Consider the following 21738-nt stretch of genomic DNA (forward strand, 5'->3'; position numbering starts at 1 on the left):
GGTGCCGATCGTATGTTGAGAACTACACAGTGGACGCGAGCATCTTTAGATTCGCGTCATCCGAGACCGGTTGGTTGCCTTTGTGGTGATCGGCGTGGTGTTGGTGTGGCGTTGGATCGCAATTTTAATCTTTGTGGTCAAGTTTCTAAGAGCAAACGGTGGATGCCTTGGCATCTGGAGCCGAAGAAGGACGTAGAAATCTGCGATAAGCCTCGGGGAGCTGATAATCGAGCTTCGATCCGAGGATTTCCGAATGGGGAAACCCCGCCAGGCGACTTGTCGACCTGGTGACTCCCGCCTGAATATATAGGGCGGGTAGAGGGAACGTGGGGAAGTGAAACATCTCAGTACCCACAGGAAGAGAAAACAACATGTGATTCCGTGAGTAGTGGCGAGCGAAAACGGATGAGGCTAAACCGATCATGTGTGATAGCCGGCGGGCGTTGCATGGTCGGGGTTGTGGGACACGTCGCTCAGTTCTGCCGGACTGGGGCGGTTACAGCGCATCATAGTCGAACCGGTTTGAAAGCCGGGCCGTAGTGGGTGCCAGCCCCGTAGACGAAATGGTGTTATGGCCGGATGTGTATCCCAAGTAGCACGGGGCCCGAGAAATCCCGTGTGAATCTGTCAGGACCACCTGATAAGCCTAAATACTCCCAGATGACCGATAGCGGACAAGTACCGTGAGGGAAAGGTGAAAAGTACCCCGGGAGGGGAGTGAAATAGTACCTGAAACCGTTTGCTTACAAACCGTCGGAGCCTCCTTGTAGGGGTGACGGCGTGCCTTTTGAAGAATGAGCCTGCGAGTTAGCGATATGTGGCGAGGTTAACCCGTGTGGGGTAGCCGTAGCGAAAGCGAGTCTGAATAGGGCGATTTCAGTCGCATGTCCTAGACCCGAAGCGAAGTGATCTATCCATGGCCAGGTTGAAGCGACGGTAAGACGTCGTGGAGGACCGAACCCACTTCAGTTGAAAATGGAGGGGATGAGCTGTGGATAGGGGTGAAAGGCCAATCAAACTTCGTGATAGCTGGTTCTCTCCGAAATGCATTTAGGTGCAGCGTTGCGTGTTTCTCGCCGGAGGTAGAGCTACTGGATGGCCGATGGGCCTCAACAGGTTACTGACGTCAGCCAAACTCCGAATGCCGGTGAGTGAGAGCGCAGCAGTGAGACGGTGGGGGATAAGCTTCATCGTCGAGAGGGAAACAACCCAGACTACCAACTAAGGCCCCTAAGCGTGTGCTAAGTGGGAAAGGATGTGGAGTTGCACAGACAACCAGGAGGTTGGCTTAGAAGCAGCCACCCTTGAAAGAGTGCGTAATAGCTCACTGGTCAAGTGATTCCGCGCCGACAATGTAACGGGGCTCAAGCACACCGCCGAAGTTGTAGATTTCGCACACTAGACAAGCCTTCGTGGTTCAGTCGTGCGGAGTGGTAGGAGAGCGTCGTGTGGCGAGTGAAGCGGCGGAGTGATCCAGCCGTGGACGCCACACGAGTGAGAATGCAGGCATGAGTAGCGAAAGACGGGTGAGAAACCCGTCCTCCGAAAGACCAAGGGTTCCAGGGCCAGGTTAATCCGCCCTGGGTAAGTCGGGACCTAAGGCGAGGCCGACAGGCGTAGTCGATGGACAACGGGTTGATATTCCCGTACCGGCGAACAACCGCCCAAGCTAATCCAGTGGTGCTAAGAGTCCTAACCCGGACGTACCGGATCCCTTCGGGGTGATGGTCGCCGGTCTAACGCTCGACCCCATGCTGGTGCGGTTAGCGTATGAACAGGTGTGACGCAGGAAGGTAGCTGAGCCAGGCGATGGTATCCGTAAGGTGAACCTGGTGTAAGGATGTAGGGCTGACGATAGGCAAATCCGTCGTCTGTATGCCTGAGACCCGACGCGTACCCGTAAGGGGAAATCAGTGATCCTATGCTGCCGAGAAAAGCATCGACGCGAGGTTGCAGCCGCCCGTACCCGAAACCGACTCAGGTGGTCAGGTAGAGAATACCAAGGAGATCGAGATAATCGTGGTTAAGGAACTCGGCAAAATGCCCCCGTAACTTCGGGAGAAGGGGGGCCGGACACGTGACCGGATTCACTCCGTGAGCGTTGAAGGCCGCAGAGACCAGTGGGAAGCGACTGTTTACTAAAAACACAGGTCCGTGCGAAGTCGCAAGACGATGTATACGGACTGACGCCTGCCCGGTGCTGGAAGGTTAAGAGGAAGGGTCAGCCTCACGGCGAAGCTCTGAATTTAAGCCCCAGTAAACGGCGGTGGTAACTATAACCATCCTAAGGTAGCGAAATTCCTTGTCGGGTAAGTTCCGACCTGCACGAATGGCGTAACGACTTCCCAGCTGTCTCAACCGCGAACTCGGCGAAATTGCACTACGAGTAAAGATGCTCGTTACGCGCAGCAGGACGGAAAGACCCCGTGACCTTTACTACAGTTTGGTATTGGTGTTCGGAGTGGCTTGTGTAGGATAGGTGGGAGACTGTGAAGCGGGCACGCTAGTGTTCGTGGAGTCATTGTTGAAATACCACTCTGGTCACTTTGGATGTCTAACGTAGGACCCTGATCGGGTTCATGGACAGTGCCTGATGGGTAGTTTAACTGGGGCGGTTGCCTCCCAAAGAGTAACGGAGGCGCCCAAAGGTTCCCTCAACCTGGTTGGCAATCAGGTGGCGAGTGTAAGTGCACAAGGGAGCTTGACTGTGAGACTGACAGGTCGAGCAGGGACGAAAGTCGGGACTAGTGATCCGGCAGTGGCTTGTGGAAGCGCTGTCGCTCAACGGATAAAAGGTACCTCGGGGATAACAGGCTGATCTTGCCCAAGAGTCCATATCGACGGCATGGTTTGGCACCTCGATGTCGGCTCGTCGCATCCTGGGGCTGGAGTAGGTCCCAAGGGTTGGGCTGTTCGCCCATTAAAGCGGTACGCGAGCTGGGTTTAGAACGTCGTGAGACAGTTCGGTCCCTATCCGCTGCGCGCGTTGGAAATTTGAGAAGATCTATCCCTAGTACGAGAGGACCGGGATGGACGAACCTCTGGTGTGTCAGTTGTTCTGCCAAGGGCACCGCTGATTAGCTACGTTCGGACCGGATAACCGCTGAAAGCATCTAAGCGGGAAGCCGTCTTCGAGATGAGATTTCCATGCACCTTGAGTGTGAGAGGCTCCCAGCAGACTACTGGGTTGATAGGCCGGATGTGGAAGCGGGGACTAACGACCCGTGGAGCTGACCGGTACTAATAAGCCGAAGACTTGACACACACTTTTTTCCCACACTTCGGTGTGGGGCTCGCGTCCACTTTGTGGTTCCCGACAGACGATCGGGAACAACTGAAACTGAACACCGCGCATGCGCGGAACTGTTTCGAACCTTCCCTGGTAGAAGTGTCGAACGTGTTCCGGTGGTCATAGCGAGAGGGAAACGCCCGGTCACATTCCGAACCCGGAAGCTAAGCCTCTCAGCGCCGATGGTACTGCAAGGGGGACCTTGTGGGAGAGTAGGACGCCGCCGGACTCCTTTTCACAACAAAGAGCCCCTGGACGGGCGAGCAGAAATGCTCACCCGCCCAGGGGCTCTTTTGCGTCCCCGGACGCATTCTCGATCCCGGTCGGAACGAGGTACACCGCGGCTGAGCAGGCGGTGACGGGCTCCGGGTAGACCGGAGACATGAAGGTCGTCGGAGTCGAAACATTCGGAGGGCCCCGCGCCCTCGCCGTCCATGAAGTACCCGAGGTGCACGCCGGTGCCGGCTCCGTCCGCATCGCCGTCCGCGCGTTCGCGGTGAACCCCACGGACACCGGGGTGCGAGCGGGGGAGCGTGACAGCTCGAAGGCCACGGCGCCGTACGTCCCCGGCATGGACGCCGCCGGCGTCATCGACGAGGTCGGACCCGACGTCGAGGGATGGTCCGTCGGTGACGAGGTGATGGCGATCGCCTTGCCGCTCACCGGGCACGGCGGTGCGTACGTCGAGTACCTCGTCGCCCCGGTCGGGTCGTTCACGCGGATCCCGCGCGGGACCACGATCGAGGAAGCATCCACCGTGCCGATGAACGGGCTCACCGCCATCCAGATGCTCGAGCTCGCCGGGCTCGAACGTGGGCAGACGCTCGCCGTGACCGGCGCCGCCGGACTCCTCGGCAACTACGTCGTGCAACTCGCCAAGGCCGCCGGCATCACCGTGATCGCTGACAGCTCCGAGAAGGACCAGGCCCTCGTCCGCTCGCTCGGTCCGGACCACGTGGTGCCGCGGGGGGATGGCTTCGCTGCCTCCGTTCGGTCGATCGTGCCCGAGGGTGTCGACGCCCTGTTCGACTGTGCGCTGCAGCGCGAACTGGTGGTCCCGGCGATCCGCGACGGCGGTGTGTTCGTCGACGTCCGTGGCTGGGAGGGCAACGGTGCCCCCACCATCCGGTTCGAGCGGGTGTCCGTGTTCAGCGAGTACCGGTCGTTCGACAAGCTCGAGCGGCTGCGCCACGGCGTCGAGGGTGGCACGATCGTGCCCCGGGTAGCCGAGGTCCTGCCGGCCGAGCGCGCACCCGAGGCGCACGAGCGGCTCGAGGCCGGCGGGACGCGCGGTCGCTTCGTCCTCACCTGGTGACGCAGCTGCGGTGACCGCATGACGGACGGGAGGGTCGGTACCAGCCGGTGCCGGGCCTCGCGTCCGTTCGTCGTTCGCCATCGCACGCAGTCGTTGCGACGGCGCTGGCCACGTCGCGCCTCGTGACGCACAAGGCGGCGCCTGCGGCTCCGGACCGGGAACCGCTCGCTGCGACGGGTGTGTCCCCTGGCCACGGTGCCGGTGGTGCCCGCCGGTGATCTGGTCCCAGCGGTCGAGCGCTGCCTCGACGGTGTCCGCAGCCGTCTGCACGTCGTCGTGGTCCCAGACGCGGATGACGCTCCACCCCTCGCTGCGGAGGACGGCGTCGTGCCAGGCGTCACGTTGCCGGTTCGCGAGCAGCTTCCTCCGCCACAGCTCGGCATTGGCCTTCGGCAGGTGGGCGTGCTCCTCGCACCAGTGCCAGAAGCAGCCGTCCACGAACACCGCGACACGGGCACGGGGGAACACGACGTCGGGACGCGCCCGTGTCCGGGTGCTGATGCGGCGGTCGACGAAGAACCGTCGGCCGCGGGCGTGGAGGGTGCGGCGCAGGGCGAGTTCCGGCGCGGTGTCACGGCGCCCGAACCGGGCCATGTGGCGGCTGCGCTCCTCGTCGGCGTCCCAGTGCTGCATGCCGTGACGGTACCGAGGGAGTGGAGCCCCCCGAGTCGCATCGGCGGGATCCGTGGAGGACTCCGGCGGTCAGCCCTCGAGCTCGGCGCGGAGGTACGGCGCCGTGCGGCTCGAGGGGGAAGCAGCGACCTCGGCCGGTGTGCCCGCCGCGACGATCTGGCCGCCCGCATCGCCGCCGGACGGACCCATGTCGATGACGTGGTCAGCTGCCGCCACGACGGACATCGCGTGCTCGACCACGACGACCGTGTTGCCCGCGTCCGTCAAGCGAGACAGCTGCTCGGTCAGGCGCTCGACGTCGGCGGGGTGCAGGCCAGTGGTGGGTTCGTCGAGCAGGTACAGCGTGTGGCCGGAGCGGGCGCGCTGGAGTTCGGTGGCGAGCTTGATGCGCTGGGCCTCTCCGCCCGACAGCTCCGGCGCGGGCTGACCCAGCCGCAGGTAGCCGAGACCGACCTGACGGAGGGCATCGAGGGCGCGGGCAGCGGCGGGGAGGTCGGCGAGGGACTCAGCGGCATCGTCGACCGTCATGCCGAGCACCTCGGCGATGGTCGATCCGTTCCAGCGGACCTCGAGCGTCTCGTCGTTGTACCGGGAGCCGTGGCACTCCGGGCACGGCGCCCAACTGCCCGGCAGGAACAGCAGCTCGACCGACACCGAGCCCTCGCCCTGGCACACCTCGCACCGGCCGCCGACGACGTTGAACGAGAACCGGCCGGCCGTCCACCCACGGGCCTTCGCGTCGTCGGTCGCGGCGAACGCGGCACGGACCGCGTCGAACAGGCCCGTGTAGGTGGCGAGGTTCGAGCGGGGCGTGCGGCCGATCGGCTTCTGATCGACCTCGACGACGCGGCTGACCTGTGGGTGCTCGGCGGCCCGGTCGGCGAGGACGCCTCCGACCAGTGACGACTTGCCGGAGCCGGACACTCCCGTGACCGCGGTGAGGACGCCGAGCGGGACGTCGACGTCGAGGTCCCGGAGGTTGTGCTGCGTGACGCCGCGCAGTTCCAGGGTGCCGATCCGTTGTCGAGGAGGGCGGGCCTCCAGGCCGGAGGCACGTGGCTGCAGGAAGCGGCGAGTGACGGACGCCTCGACGTCGGCGAGCCCCTCGACGGGGCCGCTGTAGAGGACGGTGCCGCCGGCGGAGCCGGCTCCGGGGCCGACGTCGACGACCCAGTCGGCCTGGCGGACGATGCGCATGTCGTGCTCGACGACGAAGACGCTGTTGCCGCTGGCGCGGAGGTCCTCGAGGACCTGGACGAGCGGCTCGGCGTCGGCCGGGTGGAGGCCGGCACTCGGCTCGTCGAGCACGTAGACGACACCGAACAGACCGCTGCGGAGCTGCGTGGCGATGCGGAGGCGCTGCATCTCGCCGGGGGAGAGTGTCGGGGTTGCGCGGTCGAGGCTGAGGTACCCGAGACCGAGGCCGGTGAGGACCTCGACCCGGCCGAGGAGGTCGCGGGCGATGGCGACGGCGACCTCGGTGCGCTCGCCTGATGACGTCCGCGACGTGGCGGCAGCGGCGTCGGTCAGCTCGGCCGTCGGGCGGAGGACCTCGGCGACGCCCGAGAGCGGCAGGGCGTTCAGCTCGGCGATGGTCCTGCCGCCGAACGTCACCGCGAGCGCTGCCCGCGTCAGCCCGGAGCCGCCGCACAGTGCACACGGGCCGGACTCGACGAACTGCAGGACCTTGTTCCGCTGGGTCTCGCTCTGCGAGTCGGCGAGCGTGTGCATGACGAACTGGCGGGCGCTCCAGAACCGCCCCTTGTAGGGCTTGGCGACGCGGTCACGCTTCGGGTTGACCTCGACCACGGGCTGCTCCTCGGTGAAGAGGAGCCAGTCGCGGTCCTCCTGCGGGAGGTCCCGCCAGGGGCGCTCGATGTCGTAGCCGAGGACGGCCGTCACGTCGCGGAGGTTCTTGCCCTGCCAAGCACCGGGCCACGCCGTGATCGCACCGTCGCGGATGCTCAGCGACGGATCGCGGACGGCGGATGCCTCGGTCACCTCGTGGGCGACGCCGAGGCCGTGGCAGCGCGGGCAGGCGCCGGCGACCGTGTTCGGTGAGAACGAGTCCGAGTACAGCTGCTCGGCGCCCTCCAGGTACGTGCCGGCGCGGGAGTAGAGCATGCGCGTCGAGTTGCTCAGCGTCGTGAGCGTACCGACCGTCGAGCGGGAGCTCGGGGCACCGCGGCGCTGCTGCAGGGCCACCGCCGGCGGGAGGCCCGTGATCGAGTCGACGTGCGGGGTGGAGCCCTGCGCGATGAGGCGGCGGGCGTAGGGGGCGACGGACTCGAGGAAGCGGCGCTGAGCTTCGGCGAACACCGTGCCGAACGCGAGACTCGACTTGCCGGAGCCGGAGATGCCCGTGAAGGCGACGATGCGGTCACGGGGGATGTCGACGTCGACGTCGCGGAGGTTGTTCTCGCGGGCGCCGCGGACGCGGATGAAGCCGTCGGGGGCCGGGGTCGCGATGGTGTCCCGCTCGCTGGTCGGATCCGTTGTGGTTCGTGGTGCGGGCATTCGTTCGAGCGTACGCGGACCGGCTGCGGTGTGCCGGGCCGCCCTCGGCTCCGGCAGCTACGGATCCGGTGTTGATGTCTGATGTTTCAGCCGGTAGGTTCGTCTCCCGAACCGTCCACACCACGAGGGGAACGACCATGAAGAGGACCACCACGACGATCGCCGGACTCGGAGCAGCCGTGCTCGTCGCGGCGCTGACGTGCGGGACCGCGTCTGCGGCGCCGAACACGCCGGCGGTGACGACGACGAGTGGAAGCGCGTCGGCCGACGCCACGCGGGAAACCCGTGGCGGTACGCACGTGGTCGGCGGTGGGATCTGGACGTACGGGGTCGGCGCGGGAGCGGTCACGTCGGTGTACGACAACCACCGGTTCGTCCACAGCACGGCGGTGAAGTCGTCCGGAGTGACCAAGTCGTCCGGCCGGGTGGCCAAGGGGAAGCTGGCCGTCGCGAGCCGTCCTTCCGCTCGTAGCGGGAACCAGGCGTTCTGGAACATCTACTGATCCGGGGCTTCGCGGCTGCCACCGTCACCGCGGTGGCAGCCGTCGCACTGTTCGCGGCCGGCCTGGTCGTCCTCGCCGTCGGGAGCGTGGAAGCCCTCGGGTCTGTGTCCGCTCGCTCCACGATCGACCTGATCGACCTGCCGCTCGGACCGTCGAAGCGCGAACACGTCGAGATGCTCGAGCAGATCGCAGCCGATGCTGACGTGTCCCTCGTCCTCCTCACACCGGAGCGGTCGGGCGCGCCGAACGAACTCGACGCGTACGTGCTCCATGGAGGACTGCCCCGACCGGTGTTCTGGGGCGAGATCACGGAGCGACCCGCGAGCGCGATCGACGATGCGGTCATCGCGTGGACCTACGCCGTCGACGGCGAACCGACCGACGTCGCACGGTTCTTCGAAGACCTGCACGACCGAGGGTTCGCCTTCGTCGACTCGACTCCGCAGGCGGTCCCGACGCTGGTCGACGTCTTCAGGACACCCGGCGTCGCCATCGTCGGTGTCGCCGTGGCGGTCGGTGTGGTGGTCGCGCTCGTCGCTGACTCGCACCGGCGCGCCTCACGCCAGCGGGTCCGCCGCCTCGCCGGTCGGACGTCGCGGCGGATCGCGGTGTGCGAGCTGGTCGACCTCATGGTGCTCATCGCGGCCGTGTTCGGCACGGTCTTCGGGGCGCTGAGCCTGTTCCTCGTCGTGCGGAGTGCCGGTCATGCCGTGTGGGTCTTCTCCGCGCTGTCCGCCGCACTCGTGGTCCCCGCGGCCGTGTCGCTGGTGGCCGCGTTGCACGTCGTGCTCGCGATGGTCAGTGGGTACCGACTGGACGGCGTCGATGCAGGACGCTGGCGCGCCGTCGTCGTCGGGGTGTCCGGCGTGGTCCTCGTGGCGCTCATCGCCGCAGGGGCGTCGGGCGCCGTCGTCGAGAACAGCAGGGCCCGACAGCTGGAGCGGTCGCTCAGCGCCGAAGCCGAGCACGGTGACGACGTCGTGTTGGGCGTGGGCTTCAGCGACGAGGAGCAAGAAGACCTGCTCGGAGACATCGGTCGTCGGGCGCTCGTCAGCGGCACCGCACGGATGGCGATGACGAACGCGATCCCGGAGGCGCTCCTCGTCATCGGTGACGGCACCCCGGGCGTCGCCAGCGACGTCGTGCACCGGGACGGCGTCACCGTCCTCATTCCGCACGCTCTCGCAGGGCGGGCTCGTGCCGTCGAGGACACGGTGCTCGACGGCATCGCGGAAGGATGGGAAGTGGACGACAGCGACCCGCCGCGCCGGCCACGTGTCCGCTCCGAGATCGTCCCGAGCACGGATGCCATCGTGCACGCGGCGGGTCGATGGGTCGAACTCGGGTTCCCGGACAGCACTGGTCCGCTGGACACGGTGGTCGTGGTGGCAGGGGTCGAGGACATCGCTCCGAACCGCATCGCCACAGCGACCCGCAACGGCGAGGTCCGGTTCTCCGACCGAGCGGCCCTCGTCCGAGCGCTCCATCGGTCAGGCGTCTTCGACGTCGTGACACAGGTCAACCGTGTCGGCGCTGTGGTGGATCGACGCTTGGCGGAGGTGCGCGCCGAGCAGCTCGGCCTCGCAGGCGCGACGATCGCAGCTGGGCTCGCGGCACTCTTCGTGGCGTCGAGCCTCGTGGCCGACCATCGGACCCGTCGTCGGGACGCCGCCGCGGTCCGTTCGCTGACAGGACGCCACCCCGCAGTGCACCACGTGCCGTTCGTGCTCGGCGCCGCAGGTGTGACCGGCGTGACCGTCTTCGCGACGCTCGGGGCGACGGGCCTGGTCGGAGCCGCGGTGGTCGTTCCCGCAGCCGGCGCCGTGTGCCTCGCCACACTCGTCCTCACGATCCAGATCGTCGTCGACCGTCTGCGCGGGAAGGACCAGCCATGACCAACCGGCGACCGCTCTTGACTGCATCGAACCTCGGGTACGACCTGGGGACGAGGACGCTCTGGGACGGCCTCGACCTGGTCGTCACGCCCGGAGACGTCATCGCGATCGGTGGTCCGTCCGGGGCTGGGAAGAGCACACTGCTCCGGTGCCTGGGCGGGCTCGATCGACCGCACCGCGGCATGGTCCGCATCGGTGATGTCGAGCTCCACCAGTCATCCGCCCGGGTCCGGCGCCGCCTCCGACGTGAGGTGCTCGGCTTCGTCATGCAGGACCATGCGGTCGTCCCCGACTGGACTGTCGGGCAGAACCTCCGGGTCGTCCGTCCGGCTGGCGTCCCGCGGGCCGTGCTCGAGGCGAGGGTGCAGGACGCCCTGGTCGTGGTCGGCCTGGGCGGTCGGTCTCGTGCGCGGGTCGGCCGACTCAGTGGTGGCGAACAGCAGCGGGTCGCCGTCGCCAGGGTCCTCGTGCAACGGCCCCGCGTGGTCCTGGCGGACGAGCCGACAGCGTCCCTCGACGAGGGCAGCGCCGAGCGCGTCCGCCTCGGGCTCGACGTACTCCGCACCGCGGGCAGCGCGATCTTGGTCGCGACGCACGATCCGGCGCTCGTCGCGTGGGCGGGCGAGTCATTGCATGTCGGCGCGAGCACGGCCCCTCATTGACGGGGCGTCTGGACGACCGGCGGTTCGGAGCAGGCGATCGGCGGAGGACCGGTGGCCGCGTGCCGGTGACCGGGGGACGGACAGGAGGCGGTGCGGGCCGGTACCGTGCCTCCCGTCGGACGGACAGGAGGCGGTGCGGGCCGGTGCCGTGCCTCCCGTCCGGCGGGTGCGGACGGGAGGGGCGTGGCGGTCGGGTGCCGCGCCTCCCGGGCCGTCGGTACGGTGGACGCGGGGAACGGGGGACGGATGATGGACGACATCGCGTGGTCGCCGCCGAGGCGGCGGAACGGAATCTGGTGGATCGTGGCGAGCGGACTACTGCTGCCGGCCGGGTGGATCGCCTGGCTGCTCGTCGCGCTCGCTGGCTACAACGGCGCTGGGAACTCGACCCACTCACTGGCAACGCAGACGACAAGGAGCATCGTCGTCACGGCCGTGTGTGCGGGGGTGCCGTTGACCGGAGTGGTCGTGCTGCTGGTGCAGCGACGACGGGACCGGTCGGTGACGCTGGTCGGGCCGGTGGCGTGCACGGTGTTCGCGGTCCTCGCGGCCGGGAGCCTCGGCTACCCGACGGTGGGGGTCGCGGAGACCTTGGCTGCGGATGCGGATCGCCGGGCGCAGCCGCTCACCGAGCTCGAGACGAGCAGGACGCAGACGGAGGCAGAGCACGACCTCGCGGGCGTCGGAGAGCGTGCCGTGCGCGCACTGAGTGAAGACCTGCGCGCCGGCGAGGTCGGGCGGTACACGCGCCAGTGCCCGTTGTCGAACCTGCAGCAGGGCACGGAGTACACGTGGGAGTGGTCCGCATCGTCAGTGCCGGACGGTGACCCGCGCTCCGACGCGGAGCGGAAGGCAGACGAACTGCCGGCGGCCGAGGTCGAGCGGCGGATCGCTCCCGTCCGCGAGGTCTTCCGCGACGCCGGACTCCGCGAGGTCGACCCGTACGGCTGGGACGTCCGCGCGATCGGTGACGACTGGCTGCGCGAGGCGTACGCGGGTGTGACCGAGGTGTCGGGCGACGTGTCCATCGAGACGACGTGCCTTGCCGGAGGGCCTGGCGATGGGTACGACGATGAGTGAGAAGGACGAGATCGCTGTCCCGCGCCACCGAACGTCGTCCGGCGTGTGGGTCGCGCTCGCGGTGTCGACAGCGTGCACCGTGTACGAACTGCTCGCCGGCGCGCTCGTGGAGTGGACCGGGCTCGGCTTCGTGCCGCTGCTGTTCGTCCCGCCGCTGTACCTCTCGGCGATCCTGCTGCTCGTGTGGGTCGGGCAGCAGGGGGTCAGGGCAGCGAGGATCCTGGCGATCGTCGTGGGGATCGTGCTCGCGGTGTCGCTGCCGATCGCGGTGATCCTGGCGTTGGCGACGTGGGACTGACCGCAGCGACGTGATGCCCGGCCGGTACCGCCACTTCAAGGGCGGGGAGTACGAGGCCGTGCTCGTCGCGAAGGACGTGGAAACCGAGGAACCGATGGTCGTGTACCAGGCGCTGTACGGGGAGCGGGGGCATTGGGTGCGTTCCCTCGCGGACTTCACGGCGCACGTGTCGCGTGACGGGTACGAGGGGCCGCGCTTCGTACCGATCGGATGACGGTCAGCGGTGCGTTGCGGGCGGACCTCGATGGCGGAGGATGCCCCTCCGTGCTGGTCGGGGGCCTGGCGCCCGGTCCGGGACCATGGCTTGGGCCGAGGGCTCGGGCGGACGCCCCTCGAACAGGTGGTCGCCGCGGGTCACCATCGCGGTGATGATGGGGCAGCGCCGCGCGGGACCGTGGCCCTGAGGAGGAGTGCACGATGCACAACGGCTACGCGGTGATCGACCTCGAAACGACCGGACTCGCTCCGTCGTACGGGCACCGCATCATCGAGATCGGGATCGTCCATGTCACGCCGGACGGCGAGGTCGAGCAGACCTTCGAGACCGTCGTCAATCCGAACCGCGACCTCGGCCCCGTGCACATCCACCGCCTCCGTGGTGCCGACATGGCGGGCGCTCCGACCTTCGCGGACGTCGCCGGTGACCTGGCAGAGCGTCTGCAGGGTCGCGTCGTCGTCGCGCACAACGCCTCGTTCGAGGCGCGGTTCCTGCACGCCGAGTACGAACGGCTCGGACATCGCTCGCCCCTGAAGCAAGCGAGCAGTGCGCTCTGCACCATGCGGCTCGCGCAGGAGTTCCTCCCCGGGTCCGGCCGGAAGCTGGCTGACTGCTGCAGCGCCTACGACATCGAGCTCGTCGACGCCCACGAGGCGCTCGCCGACGCGCACGCCACCGCCCGCCTGCTCGGCGCCTACATCGGATCGTCACGGCGTGACCCGCGGTGGGCGACCTGGGGCACCCTGGCCGGCGGGCAGCGCTGGCCCGGAGTCCCGCGGAGTGGCCGGGCGTGGACCGCGCGCAACCGCTCGACCGGAGCAGCGCCCCGGACCCGCGTCGACGTGGCGACGGACCGACTGCCCGCCGTCGACGGCAGCGCGGAGGCCACGCTCTACGCGGCCGTCCTCGACCGGGCGGTGTCCGAGGACCTGCTCGCCGCGAGTGACGCCGATCAGCTCAGCGCGTACGCGACCGAGTTCGGGCTGGACGCGGGTGCCCGCGCGAACCTGCACCGGCGGTACTTCGGCGACCTGGTCGAAGCGGTCTGGGCAGACGGCGTCTTGACCATCCAGGACCACATCCAGCTCGAGCGGGTGGCGCGGCTGCTCGACGTGACCGACGACGAGCTCGAGCACGCGGTGCACAGCCGGCAGCCCGCCCGCATGGGTGCACGGTCGTACTCCGCCGCGCAGCAGCCGACGTCGACCGCGGCAGCTGCCGAGCCGTCGATCGACCTGGGCGAAGGCAGCATCGTCACCCTCACCGGCGAGATGCGTCGCAGTCGTCCCGAGATCGAGGCGGACCTCGCACGGCTCGGCATCAAGTCGGCGCCGAACGTCACGAAGAAGACCGCGGTGCTCATCGCAGCGGACGTCGACAGCCTGTCCGGCAAGGCGCGGAAGGCGCGCCAGTACGGCATCCCCATCATCGAAGAGGACGTCCTGGAGGCGGCGCTCGCCGCCGCCGGTCAGGGCTCAGCCGGATAGACGGCCAGCTCCGGCGTCGCCACGGCACCGGCCAGCCGCGCACGCTCCTCGGCGAGCACCTGCGCGATGAGCTGCGACTCGGAGATGTCGAAGGCCTGCGCCGACGCGCTCGCCGTCTCGCTGACGGCGGCGAAGTCCGCGAAGGTCCTGGTCTTCCGCGCGAGCATCCGCACGAGCGCAGCGTCGACACCGTCCTCGGACAGGAGGCGGTGCACCTGCACCACGTCGAGCTGGCCCATCCGACGGGCTCGGGCGATGGCCTGCCACTCCGTGGTCGGCTTCAGCTGTGGCTCGCAGATCACGACGACCGACGCCGCCTGGATGTTCAAGCCGACGCCGCCGGCGATGATCTGCGCGACCAGCACCGCGCCGGGTGCCGCGGCGGAGAACGCGTCGATCATGTCCTGCCGCCCGGAGGGCGTCATCGAGCCGCTGAGCGGACCGAAGACGGTTCCGTCGACGGAGGCGAGCACCGCCTCCAGGACGGCGCGGTAGTGCGAGAAGACGATCGTCTTGCGGCCGGTGGAACGCGCTTCGGCGATGACGTCGCGCAGCGACGCGATCTTGCTCGACGCGGCGCCGTCGAGCATCGCGAGCTGGCGCATCGTGTGGAAGCTGTCGCCGGCCACTGCGGTGGCGTAGCGCTCGGCCTCGGCAGGGGTCAGGTCGGTCCACTCCTCGACCTCGACGAGTTCGGGGAGCTCGGTGAGGACGTCCTCCTGGCTTCGGCGGAGGTAGACCGGCGCGATCTGCTTCCGGAACGTCAGCGGGTCGTGGTCCTGATCGTCGACGAGGAGGTCCGGGCGGATGTGGTCGATGAGGACGCGGAACTCCTCGACCCGGTTCTCGAGCGGGGTGCCGGACATGAGCAGGGCGCGGTCGGCGCGTTCGAGGAGTGCGCGGGTGTGCTTCGTGCGCTTCGCGTCGGGGTTCTTGACGTAATGCGCTTCGTCGACGATGACCGCGGCGAAGCGCTGCTCCTCGGGCACCTGTGAGCGGAACCACTCGAGGGTCTCGAAGGTGGTGACGGCGACACCGCCGTCGCGGAGCCAGCCGGTGATGCCGCGCACCCGCTCCGGGCCGTGGAGGCGGAACGCCGGGACGGACGTGTGCTTCTCCGTCTCACGGAGCCAGTTCACCACCACCGCGGCGGGGCACACGACCACGAACCGCGGCATGCCGTCCTGCGCGGTGGCGGCCATGTGAGCGATCGCAGCGAGTGCCTCGACGGTCTTGCCGAGGCCCATCTCGTCGCCGATCACGACCCGCTCCTGCACGAGGGCGAACGCGGCGCCGAAGCGCTGGTACCCGCGGAGGGAGGCAGAGAGGAGGGACGTGTCGAGGTGGAACTGTTCGATCTGCTCGATCAGGCCCTCGGGCAGTGACCCGCGGCCGGCCGTCGTCGAGTCGGTGAGGCCGACCTCGTCGAGGAGGGCGAAGTAGCTCGCCGGGCGGTCGAGGAAGTCGCTCCAGTCGTCCGTGGTCGCGATCCGGTCACGGTCGCCGGCTGCGCGGACAGCACGCTGGCGGGCGTCGTCGACGTCCGCCTCGATGCGCTCGACGGCACCTTCGGCCGGGTTGAACGAGCCGGAGGCCAGTGCTCCCGGCTGGTGCACGATGCCCAGGACCGCGTGTTGCGCGACCGCGTCGGCCAGGGGAGCGAGCTCCTCGACGAGGACGGCGGCTCGCGGGCCACCACCGTTCTTCGCGGCCTCCCACTGACGGAGCGCCGAGACCAACGCCACGCTCGCGGTGTCCTGGCGGCGGGCGTCGATCTGGACGGCGGCGTCCTCGCGGGCAGCGTCCTGGATCGACCGGGCGGCGGCGTTGATGCGTGCGGCGGTGGTCTCGCCGACGCCGGGGAGCTGACCGGCGGTGATCGGGGCACGCAGGAGTTCGCCGACCGACTGGATGCCGGCGTCCCGGGCCGCGCTGAGCCGGAGCTGGTCGCGGGTGACGTCGCGGAGGCGGTCGATGTCCATCGCGTTCAACTCGCGCCGGGCGGCGACGTCCCGCACGCGGTGGCCGGCGTCGAGGACGCGGGCCCGTGCCTCCTGTTCCGTCTCGACCACCGACCGGAGCGTCGCGATCGTCGTGGGGAGGTGCGCCATCGGGGCGAGGTCGATCAGTGCGACCGGGCCGAGGTGCGCGGTGGCGGTGAGGAGCGGGCCCTCGGTGTCGAGCAGGGCGTCGAGTGTGACGTCGGGACGGGGGAGGTGGCGGGTGTCGACGGCTTGGAGGGAGGTGAGGGCGCCGCTGGCGTCGAGCCATGCGCTGGTCTCGGCCAGGTAGTACTCGGCTCGTGCGGCTGCTTCGCGGCGTTCCTTGCCGGCGAAGATGCCGGCGATGCCGGAGGTGGCGTCCATGTCGGCGAGGGCGAGTGGGACGTCTTTCGTCAGGACGGTGAGGACGTTGTCGGCGGGGGCGTCGAGGTGGGGGAGCGTCGCGGCGTGCTGCATGGCAGCGGCGAGGGTGGTGTCGGCGGCGCGGAGGGGGAGGACGGAGCACGAGAGGGCTGGGCCGGTGATCGTCAGGCGGCGGGCGAGGAGGGTGTCCTTCGCCGTTGAGGCGGCGTCCTGAATGGAGGCGCGGTGGTGGCGGACCTCTGCCGCAACGGTGGAGAGCATCTGCAGTCGGTCACGGAGTGCTTTGTCGACCATTGGTGCCCCTCTCCGGGTCGTGGGTCTCATCGTGGCATGCGTCGCTCCGCCGCCGTGCGACGAAGGGCGGCTCGTCGTGTCGAACGGGCAGGAGTCAGCTCACTGAGGCACCCTTCCGCCGATTGCAGGAGCCGCAGAGGATCTGGAGGTTCTCGGGCTCGCTACTGCCACCGCGCGACACCGGGATGACGTGGTCGTACTGGAGTTCTGTGACGGACCCGCACAACGTGCACCTGCCGCCGTCGCGTGCCCAGACGTACTGCTTCACATCGGCCGGGATCGCCCCCCTCCGGTACCGCGTCGGCTGCTCGGGAGCGAAAGCCGTGGTCTGCGCCCGTGCCAGCGTCGCCGCCTGTCGACGGTCGCGCGTGACGAGCAGAGCGAAGACGTCTTCGGCCTGGAGGCCGTCGTTGTCCCAGAACCACCGGTCGCGGAACCACCAGTACTGACGTTCTTTGATCCGGCCGATACGCGCCGGTCGGTCGTTCGACTGCGCGAAGATCTCCTGGAGCTCGTCCTTCCGGAGCTTCGGACCCACGAGGTACGTGTCCCTGCCGATTCGAAGCTGAACCCGGCCCCTCCTGGTGAACAAGTTCACCCGATGCGTGAATCCGACATTCTCGACCCTACGAAGCACTCGAGGTCCTTTCTCCTAGGTGATCAGGTGACGACTGCTCGTCGACCCACACACGTCTCATCGGTCTTGCGAGGTACGAACCCACAGACCAGCGATGCTCTTCTCCGGCCTCGCGGCCAGCGGCGACGAAGGAGGTCACCGCACCCCGACCCAGAGCCCGTCCCGCGCCCGCGTCATCCCGACGTACAGTTCCCGTCGGTCGAGCTCGCGCCGCTCCTTCGCTGACTCCGACTCCGTGAGCGGCGGGTCGGCGAGCAGCTTCGCGGGCACGTGCGGGAGGAGCACCTGCTTGAACTCCAGGCCCTTCGCCCGCTTGATCGTGCCGACACGGATCATGTCGGAACTCTTGCCGGCGTAGTTCTTCAGCGAGACGGTCGGCACCCCGGCATCGGCGAGCAGCGCCATCACCTTGTCGGCCTGCGGGTTCGTCGCCGTCAGGATGCCGACGTCACCACGTCCCGTGCCCACCAGGCGGAGGACCTCCTCCACACGGGTGAGCAGTGCGTCGTCGTGCTCCGCCCGACTCGAGAACCGGTTGATGCCTGGCTGCGGTCCGGAGCGCGTGACCGCGGAGACCGAGTCGCCGGCACCGTCGACGCCCTCGATGTCGACGAACTGGTCGTCGGCCACCATCTGCTTGGCGAACTCGAGGATCTCCGCCGTGTTGCGGTGGTTCACGTCGAGCACGACACCGCGTCCGGCGAGGCTGATGCCGACCTCTCCGAGTGTGTAGCCGCCCGGGTAGATGGTCTGCTGCCCATCGCCGATGAGGGTGAGCCCGTCGGAGCGGTCGCCGACGAGCGAGTGGAGCAGCGAGACCATCGCGCAGGACAGGTCCTGCGCTTCGTCGACTATCACCGCGTCGTACCGGTCGAGCGGGACCTCCCGCAGTGCGTCGCGGGCGAGGAGGATGACGTCTTCCCAGTCGCAGCCGCCGCGCTCGCGGAGACCGGCCGAGTACGCCTCGTACAGGTCCCACACGGCCTGGCGGTCGTCCACGGTCAACCGGTGCTTGCGGCCCACACGCGCAAGGTCCGCGTACTCGTCGAAGTGCGTCAGCCCGCGTCCCTTGATGACGTGGCTGATCTCCTCCTCCCAGTAGCGACGCGTGAAGCGCGTCGCCTTCAACGGACTGGAGGCGCTGATCGCGTTCCATGCATCGGCGAACGCCAACTGGGCCTCCCGTCCGGGCGTGCGGAACGCGATCCCGCGTTCCTTGAGGAGGCGGGTGGCGAATGCGTGCACGTTGACGAAGTCGACGCGGCCGACCATCTCCGGGGCCAGGCGCTCGAGGAGCGACTCGAGCACTGCCGGCAGCGTGCGGATGTAGGTGGTGAAGAGGATGCGGCCGCCCGTCGAGCGGGCCAGGTAGGCGGCCCGATGCAGGCCGACCACGGTCTTGCCCGTGCCGGCTGCCCCGCGGATACGGGCCGGGCCGTTGAAGCTGCGACGGACGAGCTTCGCCTGTGCGGGGTCGAGCGAGGCCATCCACTCCTCGATCGGCGCCTCGAGGATGCCGTCGAGGAGGTGACGGTCGAGCTCGTCCTGATCGACCGGCTCCGGTTGCGGCTCGGGCGTGCGAGAGATGACGGTCTGCGGGACGATCACTTGCTGGGTACTTGCGGCCGCGCCGTCCATCACCGGGAAGTGCGAGATGATGGCGGCGAGGACCTCGTCGACGCGCCTGGGGGAGAGTCGAGCCTTCGGGCGGGTGATGTGTCCGATGAGGTCGTGCGTGCCGACGATGTCGACCGAGGCCACACGCGCCTCGATGCCCTTCTTGCCTGCGAGCGCGACGACGGCGTGCACCTCACCGGGAGCGAGGCCGACGTCGGCCAGGACCTTCTCGGTGTCCCACGCGAGGTCGGCGAGGCGTGCAACGTCGTCCGTGACGTCCTCCTGGCCGCGCCTGATGCGGTCGTTGTCGATCGCGACCTCGCGCCAAGCCTTCGTGTCGACGATCCAGACGCCGGAGTTGCCGACGACGACCATGTCGACGTTCGCGGTGCCACTACCAGGCCAGCGGCGGTCGGCGAGGAGGTGGTAGCCGACGCCGGCCAGGGGCGCGAGCGTGCGTGCTGTCTCGGCCTCGGTGCGGTGGGCGATCTCGAAGCGGCCTGCGCGCTGCTCGGCTTCGTCGGCCTGTCGGCGGAGTTCGCTTGCTCGGCCGCGCTGACGGCGTGCTTCGACGCCTGCCGATTCCCCTGCGATCGTCATCGTGATGTGCCCCTCGGGGACGCATCGAGACGGGCACCGCCTGTGGTCCCCGGAACTGGCGGTGCTGACTCATCCTCGGGGAGCGGGCGCGGCGGCGGGAGCACCTGTTGTGGGGGGTGGGGCGGCCACGGAACAGTCGACCCGACCAATTCCTGCTTGGCACGAGCCCGTGTCGATGGAGGAAAGATGAACATGCACCCGGCCGTAGAGGCTTCATACAGACTGCTAGCGTTCCGACATGACGGATGAGGGACTGCGCGACGAGCTTCGCGAGTTCGTGGCGGAACGCGACTGGGAACAGTTTCACACACCGGAGAACCTGGCAAAGAGCATCGCGATCGAGGCCGGGGAACTCCTCGAATGCTTCCAGTGGTCGGGAGACGGAGACATCACGCGGGTTGAATCGGAGCTCGCAGACGTTCTCACCTACTGTCATTTGCTGGCCGACCGTCTTGGCCTCGATCCGGACGCTGTGGTCAGGGGCAAGCTCGCCGTGACGAGGGTGAAGTACCCCTCAGACATAGCACGCGGACGGAGCACGAAACATGACCGACTTTGAGATCATGCGATGGCCGTTCACTGAGCAACATCTTCGATCATGGCGGGACGCCGACCCGCGCTTCGTGAATTGGCCCGTTGTGTACATTCTCGACGACGGACGGCGTGTCTACGTCGGTGAGACCTTGAACACTGCCGCGCGCATGCGGCAGCACCTGGAATCGGAAGACCGCCGCTCACTCAAGGCAGTCCGGTTGGTGCTCGACAGCACGTTCAACAAGTCGGTCTGCCTCGACCTTGAATCCCAACTCATCGGGCTGTTCGCGGGCGACGACAAGTACGTGGTGATGAACAGTAACAAGGGCATCGTCAACGGCGACTACTACGACCGCGATCAGTACCGCGACAAGTTCACCGAAATATTCGAAGCTCTTCGCCGACAGAACCTGTTCACCCGGAGCATCCCGGAGATCGAGAACAGCGAGCTGTTCAAGCTGTCGCCGTTCAAGGCGCTCAACCGGGACCAGGCGATCGTCATGGAGGACATCCTCGAGGGCTTGTTCGCCGACCGTGCCAGTGGTGCTGGCGGCAGCACCATCGTCGTGCAAGGTGATCCAGGTACGGGGAAGACGGTCGTCGCCGTCTTCTTGCTCAAGCTCCTGCGGGACATCTCGGACGGCACCGGTGTCGATGACGTCGGTGGAGATTCGTTGTTCGCCGACTTCTTCACGGAGGAGAACCGCCGTCTCCTGGCTGGCTTCCGTTTCGGACTGGTGGTGCCGCAACAGGCGTTGCGTGCGTCGTTGAAGCGTGTTTTCCGGAAGACGCCGGGTCTCGATCAGACGATGGTGCTCACGCCGTTTGAGGTGGGTAAGAGCGATGAGAAGTGGGATCTGCTGGTCGTCGACGAGTCGCACCGCCTGAATCATCGGGCGAATCAGGCGTCGGGACCGCAGAACAAAAGCTTCGGTGACATCAATGCGAAGTTGTTCGGCGCTGACGCGGATCACTGGACCCAGCTGGACTGGATCCGCGAGCAGAGCACGAATCAATTGTTTCTGCTCGACTCGGAACAAAGCGTTCGTCCTGCGGATCTGCCGCAGAGAGTCCAGGCTGATCTGGTTCGTTCCGCGCGCGACCGCGATCGGTACTACCGCCTGTTCACGCAAATGCGAGTGCAGGGAGGGGCCGACTACGTCTCCTACGTCCGAGCAATAATGAGGGGAGAGTCGCCGGAGCGTCGAACATTCGGAGACTACGAGTTCCGCATGTTCGATGACGTCGGAGAGATGCACGAGGCGATCCGTGCTCGGGACTCGGAAGTAGGTCTGTCGCGTCTCGTCGCAGGTTACGCGTGGGAGTGGAAGAGCAAGAGGGACAGTGAGGCGTTCGACATCGAGATTGACGGCCAGCACCTGCAGTGGAACCAGGCGCAGACCGACTGGATCAACTCGCCTGGCGCGATCGATCAGGTCGGATCAATCCACACGGTTCAGGGCTATGACCTGAACTACGTCGGTGTCATCATCGGGCCGGACCTTCGCTTCGACGCTGACGCGCAGCGGCTCGTGTTCGAGCGCTCGAGTTACTTCGACAAGAAGGGCATGGAGAACAACCCCCGCCTGGGCATCACGTACTCAGATGAAGACCTTCTCGTCCTGGTCGCCAATGTGTACGCAGTTCTACTCACTCGCGGTGTTCGCGGAACGTACCTCTTCGTCAGTGACCCGTCTCTCCGAGCATGGCTTCGCAGATTCCTCTGACAGGGTGCTTCAAGTGCCACCACTGAGCTCGGAGAGGACCATCCTCCGAAGCGGATCCAATCGCCTA

The 21738-nt window shown here is 67.4% G+C and carries 14 protein-coding genes, 2 rRNA genes and 1 pseudogene; 12 read left to right on the top strand and 5 right to left on the bottom strand.

The annotated features are described in order from the left end of the window. Positions 1-135: 135 nt before the first annotated feature. The 3 genes from DEJ18_RS05430 to DEJ18_RS05440 all read left to right on the top strand — a co-directional run bounded on the left by DEJ18_RS05430 (position 136) and on the right by DEJ18_RS05440 (position 4604). Positions 136-3264, top strand: a 23S ribosomal RNA gene (locus DEJ18_RS05430). A 137-nt stretch (positions 3265-3401) separates the two neighbouring features. Further along, positions 3402-3518, top strand: a 5S ribosomal RNA gene (rrf, locus tag DEJ18_RS05435). 153 nt (positions 3519-3671) lie between these two features. Beyond that, positions 3672-4604 carry an NADP-dependent oxidoreductase gene (locus DEJ18_RS05440; protein WP_111210395.1) on the top strand — a complete coding sequence of 311 codons (933 nt, stop codon included), beginning with the start codon at positions 3672-3674 and terminating at the stop codon, positions 4602-4604. Between the two features lie 285 nt (positions 4605-4889). On the opposite strand, the pseudogene vsr reads toward DEJ18_RS05440, so the two are convergent. Both vsr and DEJ18_RS05450 read right to left on the bottom strand, forming a co-directional pair. Then, positions 4890-5237: pseudogene (vsr, locus tag DEJ18_RS05445) on the bottom strand (DNA mismatch endonuclease Vsr); the annotation flags it as partial. Positions 5238-5306: 69 nt separating this feature from the next. Further along, positions 5307-7754, bottom strand: coding sequence for an AAA family ATPase (locus DEJ18_RS05450; protein WP_111210394.1), 2448 nt, complete (start codon positions 7752-7754; stop codon positions 5307-5309). Positions 7755-7891: 137 nt separating this feature from the next. On the opposite strand from DEJ18_RS05450, the gene DEJ18_RS05455 reads away from it, so the two are divergent. The 7 genes from DEJ18_RS05455 to DEJ18_RS05485 all read left to right on the top strand — a co-directional run bounded on the left by DEJ18_RS05455 (position 7892) and on the right by DEJ18_RS05485 (position 13896). Next, positions 7892-8257, top strand: a complete 366-nt coding sequence (locus DEJ18_RS05455) for a lactococcin 972 family bacteriocin (RefSeq protein WP_181434181.1) — start codon at positions 7892-7894, stop codon at positions 8255-8257. A gap of 32 nt (positions 8258-8289) precedes the next feature. Then, positions 8290-10152: a hypothetical protein gene (locus tag DEJ18_RS05460; RefSeq protein ID WP_181434180.1), complete on the top strand. Its 1863-nt coding sequence runs from the start codon at positions 8290-8292 to the stop codon at positions 10150-10152. Next, a complete protein-coding gene (locus tag DEJ18_RS05465) occupies positions 10149-10814 on the top strand; it encodes an ABC transporter ATP-binding protein (RefSeq protein ID WP_181434179.1) in 666 nt (221 codons plus the stop codon). Before DEJ18_RS05460 ends, DEJ18_RS05465 begins: the two co-directional genes overlap by 4 nt. Before the next feature lie 246 nt (positions 10815-11060). Continuing rightward, entirely contained in the window at positions 11061-11894 is an 834-nt protein-coding gene (locus DEJ18_RS05470) for a hypothetical protein (protein ID WP_146241545.1), read from the top strand. Beyond that, entirely contained in the window at positions 11887-12192 is a 306-nt protein-coding gene (locus DEJ18_RS05475; RefSeq protein WP_111210391.1) for a hypothetical protein, read from the top strand. The genes DEJ18_RS05470 and DEJ18_RS05475 overlap by 8 nt, the downstream gene beginning before the upstream one ends. Positions 12193-12205: 13 nt before the next feature. Beyond that, positions 12206-12406, top strand: coding sequence for a DUF1653 domain-containing protein (locus DEJ18_RS05480; protein WP_111210390.1), 201 nt, complete (start codon positions 12206-12208; stop codon positions 12404-12406). 203 nt (positions 12407-12609) lie between these two features. Next, positions 12610-13896: an exonuclease domain-containing protein gene (locus DEJ18_RS05485; protein ID WP_111210389.1), complete on the top strand. Its 1287-nt coding sequence runs from the start codon at positions 12610-12612 to the stop codon at positions 13894-13896. On the opposite strand, the gene DEJ18_RS05490 is transcribed toward DEJ18_RS05485, so the two are convergent. From DEJ18_RS05490 to DEJ18_RS05500, 3 genes are all read right to left on the bottom strand, one after another. Further along, the gene (locus DEJ18_RS05490; RefSeq protein ID WP_111210388.1) at positions 13878-16556 is read right to left on the bottom strand and encodes a DEAD/DEAH box helicase; all 2679 of its coding nucleotides are present in this window, start codon (positions 16554-16556) and stop codon (positions 13878-13880) included. The two genes, DEJ18_RS05485 and DEJ18_RS05490, sit on opposite strands and share 19 nt — an antisense overlap. Positions 16557-16650: 94 nt before the next feature. Further along, entirely contained in the window at positions 16651-17154 is a 504-nt protein-coding gene (locus tag DEJ18_RS05495) for an HNH endonuclease (RefSeq protein WP_258376915.1), read from the bottom strand. Positions 17155-17328: 174 nt separating this feature from the next. Further along, entirely contained in the window at positions 17329-19410 is a 2082-nt protein-coding gene (locus DEJ18_RS05500; RefSeq protein WP_111210386.1) for a nuclease-related domain-containing DEAD/DEAH box helicase, read from the bottom strand. Positions 19411-19648: 238 nt separating this feature from the next. On the opposite strand from DEJ18_RS05500, the gene DEJ18_RS05505 reads away from it, so the two are divergent. Together DEJ18_RS05505 and DEJ18_RS05510 are read left to right on the top strand one after the other, a co-directional pair. Then, positions 19649-19969 (top strand): nucleotide pyrophosphohydrolase, encoded by a 321-nt coding sequence (locus tag DEJ18_RS05505; RefSeq protein WP_111210385.1) that lies wholly within the window; start codon positions 19649-19651, stop codon positions 19967-19969. Beyond that, positions 19956-21671 (top strand): DNA/RNA helicase domain-containing protein, encoded by a 1716-nt coding sequence (locus DEJ18_RS05510; protein ID WP_111210384.1) that lies wholly within the window; start codon positions 19956-19958, stop codon positions 21669-21671. Before DEJ18_RS05505 ends, DEJ18_RS05510 begins: the two co-directional genes overlap by 14 nt. Positions 21672-21738 lie beyond the last annotated feature (67 nt).

The sequence above is a fragment of the Curtobacterium sp. MCSS17_015 genome (genome assembly GCF_003234265.2).
In the GTDB taxonomy this organism is placed as follows: Bacteria; Actinomycetota; Actinomycetes; order Actinomycetales; family Microbacteriaceae; genus Curtobacterium.

What these genes read in the sequence shown, in the direction of transcription:
- DEJ18_RS05450 (WP_111210394.1), bottom strand. Translation starts at nt 7,754, where the DNA reads ATGCCCGCACCACGAACCACAACGGATCCGACCAGCGAGCGGGACACC.
- DEJ18_RS05470 (WP_146241545.1), top strand. Translation starts at nt 11,061, where the DNA reads ATGATGGACGACATCGCGTGGTCGCCGCCGAGGCGGCGGAACGGAATC.
- DEJ18_RS05455 (WP_181434181.1), top strand. Translation starts at nt 7,892, where the DNA reads ATGAAGAGGACCACCACGACGATCGCCGGACTCGGAGCAGCCGTGCTC.
- DEJ18_RS05505 (WP_111210385.1), top strand. Translation starts at nt 19,649, where the DNA reads ATGACGGATGAGGGACTGCGCGACGAGCTTCGCGAGTTCGTGGCGGAA.
- DEJ18_RS05440 (WP_111210395.1), top strand. Translation starts at nt 3,672, where the DNA reads ATGAAGGTCGTCGGAGTCGAAACATTCGGAGGGCCCCGCGCCCTCGCC.
- DEJ18_RS05465 (WP_181434179.1), top strand. Translation starts at nt 10,149, where the DNA reads ATGACCAACCGGCGACCGCTCTTGACTGCATCGAACCTCGGGTACGAC.
- DEJ18_RS05510 (WP_111210384.1), top strand. Translation starts at nt 19,956, where the DNA reads ATGACCGACTTTGAGATCATGCGATGGCCGTTCACTGAGCAACATCTT.
- DEJ18_RS05500 (WP_111210386.1), bottom strand. Translation starts at nt 19,410, where the DNA reads ATGACGATCGCAGGGGAATCGGCAGGCGTCGAAGCACGCCGTCAGCGC.
- DEJ18_RS05485 (WP_111210389.1), top strand. Translation starts at nt 12,610, where the DNA reads ATGCACAACGGCTACGCGGTGATCGACCTCGAAACGACCGGACTCGCT.
- DEJ18_RS05490 (WP_111210388.1), bottom strand. Translation starts at nt 16,556, where the DNA reads ATGGTCGACAAAGCACTCCGTGACCGACTGCAGATGCTCTCCACCGTT.
- DEJ18_RS05480 (WP_111210390.1), top strand. Translation starts at nt 12,206, where the DNA reads ATGCCCGGCCGGTACCGCCACTTCAAGGGCGGGGAGTACGAGGCCGTG.
- DEJ18_RS05475 (WP_111210391.1), top strand. Translation starts at nt 11,887, where the DNA reads ATGAGTGAGAAGGACGAGATCGCTGTCCCGCGCCACCGAACGTCGTCC.